The sequence below is a fragment of the Caulobacter ginsengisoli genome (genome assembly GCF_030814835.1).
GTDB classification, from domain to species: domain Bacteria; phylum Pseudomonadota; class Alphaproteobacteria; order Caulobacterales; family Caulobacteraceae; genus Caulobacter; species Caulobacter ginsengisoli.
Window position 1 is genome coordinate 50,924 of sequence record NZ_JAUSVS010000016.1, and the last position, 11,395, is coordinate 62,318.

The window sequence follows — 11,395 nt, forward strand, 5'->3', positions numbered from 1 at the left end:
TCCTCCGTCAGGCCCTGAGCGGGCGGGCTGTTTTTTGAGCCCGACGCGGCGACAGACAGGTGTCGTCCGATGGGCTGTTTGTGTCGTGTTTATTTATGATGATGATTATTATTGATTGCAATCGAAAAAGCGGCGGCAGGGCGTTTTCACGACCCCAGGAGCGCCCGGGCCAGGATGTTGCGCTGCACCTCGCTGGAGCCGCCGTAAATGGTGGCGGCGCGGGTGTTGAGGTAGCGGGCGGTCGGGGTGACGGCGTGGGCGGGACCGATCGGCTCGCCATTGGCCCCATAGCCCAGGGCGCCCCGCTGGTCGGGCGCGGCATAGGCGCCCAGCGCCTCGAGGGTCAGCTCGGTGGCCCGCTGCTGCAGGGTCGAGACCTGCAGCTTCAGCCGCGAGGCGGTGGAACCGATGTCCTTGCCCGCCGACAGCTGGGCGGCGGCCTGGGCCTCGGCATGGGCCAGGCCCGCCACCTCGATACGCAGGGCGTTTAAGCGGGCGCGGAAGTCGGAATCGTCTTCCCAGAGGCTGGAGCCTTCGCCGCTCAGCTCGCGGCCGGCGATGATCCGGGCCTGGTCCAGCATGCGGCTGAGGCGACTGGCCGAAGCCCCCGCCCCGCGCTCGAACTCCAGCAGATGCTTGGCCACCGTCCAGCCGGCGTTTTCTTCGCCCAGCCGATTGGCGACCGGGATGCGGACGTCGTCGAAGAAGACCTGGTTGACCTCGTGCTCGCCGGAAATGCTGATGATCGGCCGCACGCTGATCCCGGGGGCGTCCATTGGGGTGAGCAGGAAGCTGATGCCCCCCTGGGCCTTGCCCTCGACCGAGGTGCGGACCAGCAGGAACATCCAGTTGGCGTGCTGGGCGTGGGTGGTCCAGATCTTGGTCCCGTTGACCACGTAGTCGTCACCCTCCCAGATGGCCCGGGTCTGCAGCGAGGCCAGGTCCGAGCCCGACTGCGGCTCGCTGTAGCCCTGGCACCAGTAGTGCTCGCCCGACAGCATGCGCGGCAGGAAGAAGGCCTGCTGCTGCGCCGTGCCGTAGCGCATGATCACCGGACCGCACATCTGCAGGCCCATCACCGGAATCTGCGGGGCGCCGGCCCGGGCGCATTCGTCGTCGAAGATGAAGCGCTGCAGCGGCGTCCAGCCCGGCCCGCCGTGCTCCTTCGGCCAGGCCGGGGCGACCCAGCCCTGTTCGTAGAGGATGCGGTGCCAGCGGCGGCTGAGTTCGCCGTCGGCGAACACCCCGGCCTGGCGGGCGGCGGCGGCGGCCAGTTCGGGGGTCAGCTTCTCGGCCAGGAAGGCCCTGACCTCTTGTCGGAAGGCCTGTTCCGCGGCTGTCTCCATGCCCATGCCAGCCTCCTTCAGGCCGAGGCCGGCGCCGGATAGCGGCCCAGCTCCATCCGCGCCACGGTGCGGGCATGCACCTCGTCCGGACCGTCGGTCAGCCGGTGGATGCGGTTGTTGGCGTAGAGCTCGGCCAGGCCGAAATCGGTGGTCACCCCGGCCCCGCCATGGGCCTGGATGGCGTCGTCGATGATCTTGCAGGCGATGCGCGGGGCGGCGACCTTGATCATGGCGATCTCGCCGCGCGCCGACTTGTTGCCGGCCGTGTCCATCATCCAGGCGGCCTTCAGGCAGAGCAGCCGGCACATCTCGATATCGATGCGGGCCTCGGCGATCCGCTGCTCCCAGATCGAATGCTCGGAGAGCTGCTTGCCGAACGCCCGGCGGCTGAGCAGCCGCCTGCACATCTTCTCCAGCGCCATCTCGGCGCAGCCGATGATGCGCATGCAGTGGTGGATGCGGCCGGGGCCGAGGCGGCCCTGGGCGATCTCGAAGCCTCGGCCCTCGCCCAGCAGCAGGGCGTCCTGGACGGGGACCCGGACATTTTCCAGCAGCACCTGGCCGTGGCCGCCATGGCTGGCATGGTCGTAGCCGAATACCGGCAGCATGCGCTCGATGGTGATGCCCGGGGTGTTGGCCGGCACCAGCAGCATCGACTGCTGGCCGTAGGTGCGGGCGCTCGGATCGGTCTTGCCCATCAGGATATAGACGTCGCAGCGTGGGTGGCCGACGCCCGAGGACCACCATTTGCGGCCGTTGATCACATAGTCGTCGCCGTCGCGGACGATGCTGGTCTGGATGTTGGAGGCGTCCGAGGAGGCCACGGCCGGCTCGGTCATCAGGAAGGCCGAGCGGATCTCGCCGTTCATCAGCGGGCGCAGCCAGCGCTCCTTCTGGGCCAGCGTGCCGTAGCGCATCAGCACTTCCATATTGCCGGTGTCGGGCGCGGCGCAGTTGAACACCTCGCTGGCCCAGCCGATCTTGCCCAGCTGCTCGGCGATGGCGGCGAAGGTCAGGTTGCTGAGCTGCACCCCCTCGAACTGAAAGCTGTCGTCGACATGGGTCTGGCCGCTGTGCGGCGGCATGAAGAAGTTCCAGAGGCCCGCCGCCCTGGCCTTGGCCTTCAGCTCATCGACGATCGGCACGGCCTTCCAGCGGCTGCCCTCGGCTTCCTGCCGGTGATAGAGGGCGTCGTTGGGATAGATCTCATCGTCCAGGAACTGCTGGACCTTGCCGACCCAGTGCTTGGTCTCGTCGCTGTGCTCAAAAAACATCCCGGGCTCCCACCTGGCCGCCGCCGCTTCCCATGCGGCGGTTCTTGGTCGTCTTATTTATCATGATTGTCATCATAATCTAGCGGATTTGCGAAAGGGCGCCGCCCGCGGCCCTCTCGGAAGAGCCAGCCGCGGGCGGCGCAGTCGCGACGGAACGATTGGGAGGGCGCCCGCCGAAACCTGTGGGGGGTCAGGCCTCCAGGATCACCACGCCGGACAGACCCGGAGCGCCATAGACTTGGCTGTAGCCGATGCGAGCCGCCTCGACCTGGCGGTCCTCGGCCCGGCCGCGCAGCTGCTGGACGTTCTCGTAGACCTGGCGCAGGCCCGAGGCGCCGATCGGCTCGCCGCAGGCCAGGCAGCCGCCGTCGGTGTTGACCGGCAGCCGGCCGCCCAACTTCGTGGCGCCTTCGGCCAGCCACTGCTCCTGCTCGCCGTCGGCGCAGAAGCCGTTCTCGGCCATGTGCATGATCTCGGCCCCGGACTCGGTGTCCTGCAACTGGGCGACATCGACGTCCTTGGGCTCCAGTTGGGCCATCTCGTAGGCCGCCTTGGAGGCGGTCTGGGTGGGCGAAGGGCCACGGGTGATGTTCAGCGACGGCGCGAACACCTCGAAGGAGCCTTCGCCGCGGGTGCGCACCGCCGCCCCTCGGATCTTGGGACCCTTGAGGCCCAGCTCGCGCATCTTGCGGTCCGAGGCCAGGATCAGCGCCGCCCCGCCCTCGGCCGGCGAGCAGAACATGAACTTGGTCAGCGGGTCGGACAGCATCTGCGAGCTCATGATGGTCTCGAAGTCCACCGGCGTGCGGCGCCAGGCATGCGGGGCCAGGGCCCCGTTCTGGTAGGCCTTCTCGGCCACCAGCCCCAGGGAGCGGGGGGTGATGCCGTGCAGGTCCATGTAGCGGGTGATCTTGTTGGCGAAGAACTGGGTGGTCAGCATCATGCCGACCTGGCCGTACCAGCGCGGCAGGCCCGAGGCCTCCGGGTCGGCGTTGAACGCCCCGCGCGGATGCTTGTCGAAGCCCAGCACCACCCCGATGTCGAACTCACCGGACTTCACCGCCCAGTAGCCCGACAGCAGCGCCGAGCCGCCGGTGGCGCAGCCGTTGGCGATGTTGATGAACTGCACCCCGGTCAGGCCCAGCCGGGGCAGGGCCGCGTCGGCATTGCCGGCCGCGGCCGAGCCTCCGAAGGCGAACTGGATGTCTTCCCAGGCCAGCCCGGCGTCGGCCAGGGCCTGGCGGACGGCGAACACGCCCTGGTCCAGGCCGCTCATCTCGTCATGGCGGCCGAAGGGGTGGATGCCGGCCCCGATGATGTGGACGTCAGTCATGGCTTTCTCTCAGGCAGCGGGGCGGAAGACGTAGCTGGTGACGGTCTCGCCCCCGGCCAGGGCGAAGGGGGCCAGGGCCAGGCGCATGGGCAGGCCCACCCGCAGGGCGGCGAAGTCGTCGACCTCGAGCCTGGACTCGACGATCACCTCACCGGGCAGCTCGACATAGCCGATGGCGAAGGGCCGGAAGCTGGCCTCGTCGTCGGCCCCGGCATAGGGCGGCGACTTGGGCCGGAAGCGTTGCACGGTGAACGACCAGAGCGTGCCCTCGGCGGAAAGGCGCACGGGGTCATAGAGCCGGCCCTCGGGACCGGCGGGCATGGGGAAGACGGTGATTCCGTCGCGTTTGCGCCGCCCGCCGATCAGGCGCGGGGCGCCGTCGACGACCTCGAACAGGCCTTCGGCGATGGGGGTCTCACCCATGGTCTCCTCCTCGAATCCCGGCTTCGGAGCCGATGTCATTTTGCATAGTTGATCATAATTATGATCAGAGTCTATAGTCATCCGACAGAAGGCGGGAGGAAACCCGCGCGACCGCTTTTTGGCGGGTCTGGGACAAGGGGAGAGCGTGGCGAGTATCGCAATTCTTGGCGGCACGGGGGCCCTGGGTTCGGCCCTGGCCATGCGTCTGGCCCGGGCGGGCTGGACCGTGGTGGTCGGCTCGCGTGACGCCGCCAAGGCCCGGGACGCCGCCGCCGGCCTCGCCGCCCTCTATCCGGACATCGCCATCAGCGGCGCCGGCCTCGCTGAAGCCGCCGCGCGCGCCGAGATCTGCGTGCTGGCCGTGCCCTACGCCGCCCATGCCGAGACTCTGGCCCAGGTCCGCGAGGCCGTGGCCGGCAAGATATTCGTCGACACCACCGTCCCCCTGCGCCCGCCCAAGGTCGGCACGGTCCAGCTGCCCGCCGCCGGCGCCGCCGCGGTCGAGGCGGCCCAGGCCCTGGGCGAGACGGTGCGGGTGGTCTCGGCCCTGCAGACCATCGGGGCCGAGAAGCTGGCCGCGGGCGGGGCGATCGACGCCGATGTGCTGGTCGCCGCCGACGACGCCGAGGCGGCCGAGACAGTGCGGGCCCTGCTGGCCGACATCGGCCTGCGCAGTTGGCATGTCGGGCCCCTGGCCAATTCCGCCGCCGCCGAGGCGATGACCTCGCTGATCATCCAGATCAACCGCCGCTACAAAATCAACCAGGCCGGCATCCGCATCACCGGCAAGCCCAAGGACGCCCCCGTCACGGCGATGGGCCTGAGCGTGCGGCCGGTGCCGGGCCTGCCCCACATCGCCCCCGGAGACGATCTGGCCGTCCTGATCGGCGAGGCCATCATCGCCGGCGGCGTCGAACTGGCCGAGGGCGATGTCGTCGTGGTCGCCCAGAAGATCGTCTCCAAGGCCGAGGGTCGGACCGTCCGCCTGGCCGCCGTGACGCCCGGCGCCGAAGCCATCGCCGACGCCGAGCGAACCGGCCGGGATGCGGCGATGGTCGAACTGATCCGGGCCGAATCCAGCGAGGTCATGCGGGTGACGCCTGGCGTGGTCATCGCCCGCCATCGCCTCGGCCACGTGGCCGCCAACGCCGGCATCGACCAGTCCAATGTCGCCCATGACGAGGGCGAGACCGCCCTGCTCTGGCCCGTCGATCCCGACCACAGCGCCGCCGTCCTGCGCGAGGCGCTGCAGCGGCGTTTTGGCGTTCGACTGGCGGTGGTCATCAGCGACAGCCTGGGCCGGGCCTGGCGGATGGGCACGACGGGAACCGCCATCGGCGTCTCGGGCCTCAAACCCCTGCGCGACCGGCGCGGCGAGAGCGACCTGTTCGGCCGGGTGCTGCAGGCTACCGTCACCGGCGTCGCCGACGAGATCGCCGCCGCCGCCTCGCTGGTGATCGGCGAGGCCGCCGAGGGCGTGCCCGTCGCCGTCGTCAGCGGCGCGACCTATGAGCCGGCGGAAAACCAGGGGATCGGCGAGATCCTGCGCCCCCTCGACCAGGACCTGTTCCGATGAGCGTCCTCCGATGAGCGTTTTGGCCCTCTGCGGCGGCGTCGGCGGCGCCAAGCTGGCCTTCGGGCTGGCGGCCGAGGCGGCCGACCTGACCATCGCGGTCAATACCGGCGATGACTTCGAGCATCTGGGCCTGACCGTCTGCCCGGACATCGACACCGTCCTCTACACCCTGTCGGACCTGGCCGACCGCGAGCGCGGCTGGGGCCTGGCCGGCGAGACCTGGGGCTTCATGGCGGCCCTGGCGCGGCTGGGCGGCGAGACCTGGTTCCAGCTGGGCGACCACGACCTGGCCACCCATGTCGAGCGCACCCGGCGCCTGGCGGCCGGCGACAGCCTGTCGGCGGTGACGGCGCATCTGGCCCGGGCCCTGGGCCTGAAGCCCGGCATCGTGCCGATGAGCGACCAGCCGGTGCGCACCCACCTCCTCACCGACACGGGCGAGCTGGCCTTCCAGCCCTATTTCGTCCGCGAGCGCTGCGCCCCGGTGGTGCGCCGGGTCCGCTACCAGGGCGCCGCCACGGCCGCCCCCTCCCCCGGCTTCGCCGCCGCCCTGGCCCGGCCGGACCTGACGGCCATCGTGATCTGCCCGTCCAACCCCTATCTCAGCATCGATCCGATCCTGGCCGTCCCCGGGGTCCGCGAGGCCCTGCAACACGCCGCCGCCCCCATCGTCGCGGTCTCGCCCATCGTCGCCGGCCAGGCGCTGAAAGGCCCGGCCGCCAAGCTGATGGCCGAGCTGGGCGTCGAACCCGGCGTCGAAGCCGTGGCCCGCCACTATGCCGGGCTGATCGATGGCCTGGTCGTCGACACGGCTGACGCCGGCGCCGTCCCGACGATCGAGGCCCTGGGCGTGCGGGCCCTGGCCGTCCCCTCGGTCATGCGGAGCGACGACGACCGCCGCCGCCTGGCCCGCGACGCCCTGGCCTTCGCGGCCACCCTGAGCCAATCGCGGGCGAGGGCGGGATGAGCGTCGCCCTGGTCATCGCCGTCCGGGGCGGCCCGCTGGCCAAGTCGCGCTGCGCCGGGGTGCTGAGCCGCCGCGACCGCCAGGCCCTGGTGGCGGCCATGCTGGAGGACATGCTCGAGGCCGCCACGGCCGTCGGGGCGGTCACCGTCATCACCCCGACCCTGGAGCTGGCCGACCTGGCCGCCCATCACGGCGCGCGGACCCTGCTCGAGCATCAGCCCTTCGGCCTGAACGCCGCCTTCGCCGCCGGCCGGCGGGCGCAGGCATCCGACACGCCGGTGCTGCTGCTGCCGGGCGACCTGCCGCTGATCGGTTCCGAAGACCTGGAGCAAGCCGTCCAGGCCATCCATGGCGGCGCGGTGGTTCTGGCCCCCTCGCGCGCCGACGACGGCACCGGCGCCATCGGTCTGCCCGCCGGCGTCGAGCTGCCGCTGATGTTCGGACCCGACAGCTTCCGGCGGCACCTGGCGGCGGCGCGGGCTGCCGATCGCCCCCTGCACATCATCGAGTCCGGACCGCTGGGCCTGGACATCGACCGCCCCGAGGACCTGGAGCGCCTGCTCCAGGCGGGCGCCACCCGCAGCGCCGCCGTCCTGCGCCGGGCCCTCGTTCCGCTGGAGGCCACCGCATGATCCCCACCCTGACGCCGGCCCAAGCCCACTTGCGGCAGTACCTGCTGGACGCCCCGCTGGACCAGCTCACCGCCCGGGCCCGCGCCGTGCGCGACGAAGCGTTCGGCGGCCTCACGACCTATTCGCGCAAGGTGTTCATCCCGCTCACCCAGCTCTGCCGCGATGTCTGCCACTACTGCACCTTCGCCAAGGCCCCGCGCGGCGTGGCCAAACCCTACCTGACCCCCGACGAGGTGCTGGGCATCGCCCGGCGCGGCGCGGCGGCCGGCTGCAAGGAGGCGCTGTTTACCCTCGGCGACAAGCCCGAGCTGCGCTACCCCGCCGCCCGCGCCGCCCTGGCGGACCTGGGGTTCGACACCACCCTGGCCTATCTGGAGCATGTCGCCGGACGGGTGCTGCGCGAGACGGGCCTCTTGCCCCACATCAACGCCGGCATTCTCACGGCCGAGGACTATCGGCGGCTGCGCCCGGTCTCCGCCTCCATGGGCCTGATGCTGGAAAGCGCCTCGGAGCGGCTCTGCGCCAGGGGCGGTCCGCACCACGGCTCGCCCGACAAGGTCCCCGCCGTGCGGCTGACCTCCATCGCCGCGGCCGGCGAGGCGGGCGTCCCCTTCACCAGCGGCCTGTTGATCGGCATCGGCGAGACCCGCACTGAACGGCTGGACGGCCTCTTCGCCCTGCAGGCCCTGCACGCGCGGCACGGCCACCTGCAGGAAGTCATCATCCAGAACTTCCGCGCCAAGCCCGGCACCCGCATGGCCGATGCGCCGGAGCCGGGCGAAGAGGAGCTGGTCTGGACCATCGCCGCGGCCCGGCTGATCCTCGACCCCAGCGTCGGGGTCCAGGCGCCGCCCAACCTCAACCCTGGCCGCACGGCCGCCCTGATCGAGGCCGGCCTCAACGACTGGGGCGGCATCTCGCCGGTCACCCTCGACCACGTGAACCCCGAAGCCCCCTGGCCCGAAATCGAGACCCTGCGCGCCGAATGCGTCGCCGAGGGCCATGACCTGGCCGAGCGGCTGGCCATCTGGCCCCTGCAGCTGTCGCAGCCCGACCGCTGGCTCGACCGCGCCGTTCGCGGCCCGGCCATGGCCCTGTCGGACTCGCTGAGCCTGGCGCGCGACGAGGCCTGGTCGCCCGGCCTGCCCCTGGCGGCGCCCGGTTTGATTGCCCAGCCATTGGGCCCGCAGCCGCTGTCGCCGCGCCGGTCCTCGCCGGCCCTGGATCGCTGTTTGGCCAGGGTGCTGGCCGGCGCCGAGCCCGATCCGGCCGACCTCACCGCCCTGTTCGCCGCCCGGGGCGAGGCCGCCCGCGAGGTGGTCGCCGCCGCCGACGACCTGCGCCGGTCGGTCAAGGGCGAGACGGTGACCTACGTGGTCAACCGCAACATCAACTACACCAACATCTGCAGCTTCAGCTGCAGCTTCTGCGCCTTCTCCAAGACCTCCAGCAAGGGCGGCCACCGCGACCGGCCCTACAACCTGCCGCTGGAGGAGATCGCCGGCCGGGTGCGCGAGGCCTGGGACCGGGGCGCCACCGAGGTCTGCCTGCAGGGCGGCATCCATCCCAGCTATACGGGCCGCACCTATCTCGACATCTGCCGGGCGGTGAAGCGGGCGGTCCCCGGCATGCATGTCCACGCCTTCTCGCCGCTGGAGATCGCCCACGGGGCCAGGACCCTGGACCTCACCTGGTCCGAGCTCCTGGAAATGCTGCAGGACGAGGGCCTGGGCTCCCTTCCCGGCACCGCCGCCGAGATTCTCGACGACGAGGTCCGCTCGGTGATCTGCCCGGACAAGCTGAACACCGCCGACTGGCTGGGGGTGATCGAGGCGGCCCACCGGCTGGGGCTGCGCACCACGGCCACCATCATGTTCGGCCATATGGACGCCCCCCGGCACTGGGCGACCCACCTGCTGGCCATCCGCCGGCTGCAGGCCAGGACCGGCGGCTTCACCGAGTTCGTGCCCCTGCCCTTCGTCCATATGCAGTCGCCCATCTATGTGCGGGGTGGGGCGCGGCGGGGTCCGACCTGGCGCGAGACGGTGCTGATGCACGCCATCGCCCGCATCGCCCTGCACGGCCAGATCGACAACATCCAGGCCTCCTGGGTCAAGCTGGGCCTGGACGGCGCGACCGCTCTGCTGGGGGCCGGGGTCAACGACCTGGGCGGGGTGCTGATGAACGAGTCGATCAGCCGGGCGGCCGGCTCGGCCCACGGTCAGGAACTGCAGGCCGCAACCCTGGAGGCCGCCGTGCTCGCCACCGGACGCCAGCCCCGGCGGCGCACCACCCTCTACGGCGCGCCGGGCCGCCTGCTGCAAGCGGTCTGACATGGTGCTGCTGGCCCGACCCGGCGGTTCCTTCAACCGCGCCATCCTGCTGCGGACGCTGGACGCCACGACGGTCGAGGCCGAGCTGGACGACGACTTCCATCGCTTCGGCGTCACCCTGCATCATGACGGCCGCCAGGTCCTGGCGGTGGAGGGCCGATCGAGCCGCTATCCCTGGACCAGTTGCCCGCTGGCCTCGGGCGCGCTGACGGCCTTGAAGGGCCTGGCCGTCGGCTCCCACCCCACCGACCTCTACCGCCACACCGACGCGCGGCGGCAATGCACCCACCAGTTCGAGCTGGCGGGCCTGGCGCTGGGCCAGGCCGCCCGGCCCGGCCGGCGGCTCTATGAGGCCCAGGTTGAGGACTTCGCCGCCGAGGGCCGGCGCGCCACCCTGTCCCGCGACGGGGTCCGGGTTCTCGACTGGCGCTTCAACAACGGCTTCCTGGTCGCCCCGCCGGCCCTGGCCGGAACCCCGATGGCCAGCCTGGACAGCCGGACCCTGGCCGCCCTGCCGCCCGAAGAGGCCGAGGCGCGGCTGGTGCTGCGGCGGGCGATCTGGCTGGCGCGCGGCCGCTGGATCGACATCGACCAGACCGCCACGGCCGCCGATCTCAACCTGCCCGGCGCCTGCTTCAGCTACCAGCCGGAGATCGCCGGCAAAGGCCTTCGGCGCCACGGCTCGGAGCGGGACTATTCCGCCGGCGGCCCGCGCCTGTCCAACAAGGAGATGGATTGATGCTCTACCCCCTGCGCGCGCCGGAGCGCACCGTCACGATCGGCGAGGTGGCGACCCGCTGCGGCCTCACCCTGCGGGCCATCCGCTTCTATGAGGAACAGGGGATGATCCGCAGCCGGCGCGGCGAGGCCGGCCAGCGCCTCTACAACGACGCCACGCTGGAGCGGCTGGCCTTCATCGCCACGGCCCGCCGGGTGGGGTTGTCCATCCCCCAGGTCTGCAACCTGCTCGAAACCGGCGATGCGGCCGGCCACGCGGCGCGGATCGACGGCCTCACCGACGCCTGCGCCCATCAGCTGGCCCAGCTGGACGCCCAGCGCCGGGTGGTCGAGGAGACCCTGGCCAGTCTGCGACCCCGCGCGAAGAAGGCCTCGGGTCGAGGCGCACGTTGACGAACCCTGGGTCAGGCTGCGCTTGCAAACCCGTGACGTCGGACGCCGGTATGAGAGGCCTGACATGATCGACCTGACATGGGGCCAATCGACATTCACCGATTTGGGGCCAAATCCGCAGAGTCTTGTCTTGGCGCAAGCCTCGCCCCATCAAACCTCGTCATCCTAGGCCTTGTGCCTAGGATCCCGCCGGCCGCCGCACGTGCGGAAAGGCCGTGGAGTCGCGCCGCCTCATCCTAACCCTTTGAATTTGCAGCGAACGGAACGCGGGATCCTAGGCACAAGTGTTCAGCCCGGGGACATAGCGGACACCTGTTCGGAGACATGGCTGACACTTTTCGATTGGGTCAAGTCGATGGTTGCGACCTGATGGCTTGCGA

Annotated in this window: 10 protein-coding genes; 6 read left to right on the forward strand and 4 right to left on the reverse strand. The window is 71.0% G+C overall.

Features of this window, described 5'->3' with window-relative positions:
• Positions 1-146: 146 nt before the first annotated feature.
• The 4 genes from QO010_RS23470 to QO010_RS23485 form a co-directional block, all read right to left on the reverse strand.
• Entirely contained in the window at positions 147-1,352 is a 1,206-nt protein-coding gene (locus QO010_RS23470; RefSeq protein WP_307353141.1) for an acyl-CoA dehydrogenase family protein, read from the reverse strand.
• Positions 1,353-1,363: 11 nt separating this feature from the next.
• Positions 1,364-2,620: an acyl-CoA dehydrogenase family protein gene (locus QO010_RS23475; RefSeq protein ID WP_307353143.1), complete on the reverse strand. Its 1,257-nt coding sequence runs from the start codon at positions 2,618-2,620 to the stop codon at positions 1,364-1,366.
• A gap of 190 nt (positions 2,621-2,810) precedes the next feature.
• A complete protein-coding gene (locus tag QO010_RS23480; RefSeq protein WP_307353146.1) occupies positions 2,811-3,953 on the reverse strand; it encodes a thiolase family protein in 1,143 nt (380 codons plus the stop codon).
• 9 nt (positions 3,954-3,962) lie between these two features.
• A complete protein-coding gene (locus QO010_RS23485) occupies positions 3,963-4,376 on the reverse strand; it encodes a Zn-ribbon domain-containing OB-fold protein (RefSeq protein WP_307353147.1) in 414 nt (137 codons plus the stop codon).
• Between the two features lie 145 nt (positions 4,377-4,521).
• On the opposite strand from QO010_RS23485, the gene cofE reads away from it, so the two are divergent.
• The 6 genes from cofE to QO010_RS23515 are packed head-to-tail and all read left to right on the forward strand — an operon-like array spanning position 4,522 to position 11,015.
• Positions 4,522-5,952 (forward strand): coenzyme F420-0:L-glutamate ligase, encoded by a 1,431-nt coding sequence (cofE, locus tag QO010_RS23490; protein WP_307353148.1) that lies wholly within the window; start codon positions 4,522-4,524, stop codon positions 5,950-5,952.
• A gap of 10 nt (positions 5,953-5,962) precedes the next feature.
• Positions 5,963-6,919 carry a 2-phospho-L-lactate transferase gene (gene cofD, locus QO010_RS23495; protein ID WP_307353150.1) on the forward strand — a complete coding sequence of 319 codons (957 nt, stop codon included), beginning with the start codon at positions 5,963-5,965 and terminating at the stop codon, positions 6,917-6,919.
• Positions 6,916-7,551: a 2-phospho-L-lactate guanylyltransferase gene (cofC, locus tag QO010_RS23500; RefSeq protein ID WP_307353151.1), complete on the forward strand. Its 636-nt coding sequence runs from the start codon at positions 6,916-6,918 to the stop codon at positions 7,549-7,551. Before cofD ends, cofC begins: the two co-directional genes overlap by 4 nt.
• A complete protein-coding gene (cofH, locus tag QO010_RS23505) occupies positions 7,548-9,884 on the forward strand; it encodes a 5-amino-6-(D-ribitylamino)uracil--L-tyrosine 4-hydroxyphenyl transferase CofH (RefSeq protein ID WP_307353153.1) in 2,337 nt (778 codons plus the stop codon). Before cofC ends, cofH begins: the two co-directional genes overlap by 4 nt.
• A gap of 1 nt (position 9,885) precedes the next feature.
• On the forward strand, positions 9,886-10,623 hold the full coding sequence (locus tag QO010_RS23510) for a hypothetical protein (RefSeq protein ID WP_307353154.1): 738 nt from the start codon (positions 9,886-9,888) through the stop codon (positions 10,621-10,623).
• Complete coding sequence (locus QO010_RS23515) at positions 10,623-11,015, forward strand: MerR family transcriptional regulator (protein WP_307353156.1); 393 nt, start codon at positions 10,623-10,625, stop codon at positions 11,013-11,015. Before QO010_RS23510 ends, QO010_RS23515 begins: the two co-directional genes overlap by 1 nt.
• Positions 11,016-11,395: the final 380 nt, after the last annotated feature.

Bases quoted from the DNA above. Each gene is read 5' to 3' on its own strand.
- QO010_RS23475 (WP_307353143.1), bottom strand. From the start codon at position 2,620: ATGTTTTTTGAGCACAGCGACGAGACCAAGCACTGGGTCGGCAAGGTC.
- QO010_RS23510 (WP_307353154.1), top strand. From the start codon at position 9,886: ATGGTGCTGCTGGCCCGACCCGGCGGTTCCTTCAACCGCGCCATCCTG.
- QO010_RS23515 (WP_307353156.1), top strand. From the start codon at position 10,623: ATGCTCTACCCCCTGCGCGCGCCGGAGCGCACCGTCACGATCGGCGAG.
- QO010_RS23470 (WP_307353141.1), bottom strand. From the start codon at position 1,352: ATGGGCATGGAGACAGCCGCGGAACAGGCCTTCCGACAAGAGGTCAGG.
- cofH (WP_307353153.1), top strand. From the start codon at position 7,548: ATGATCCCCACCCTGACGCCGGCCCAAGCCCACTTGCGGCAGTACCTG.
- cofC (WP_307353151.1), top strand. From the start codon at position 6,916: ATGAGCGTCGCCCTGGTCATCGCCGTCCGGGGCGGCCCGCTGGCCAAG.
- QO010_RS23480 (WP_307353146.1), bottom strand. From the start codon at position 3,953: ATGACTGACGTCCACATCATCGGGGCCGGCATCCACCCCTTCGGCCGC.
- QO010_RS23485 (WP_307353147.1), bottom strand. From the start codon at position 4,376: ATGGGTGAGACCCCCATCGCCGAAGGCCTGTTCGAGGTCGTCGACGGC.
- cofD (WP_307353150.1), top strand. From the start codon at position 5,963: ATGAGCGTTTTGGCCCTCTGCGGCGGCGTCGGCGGCGCCAAGCTGGCC.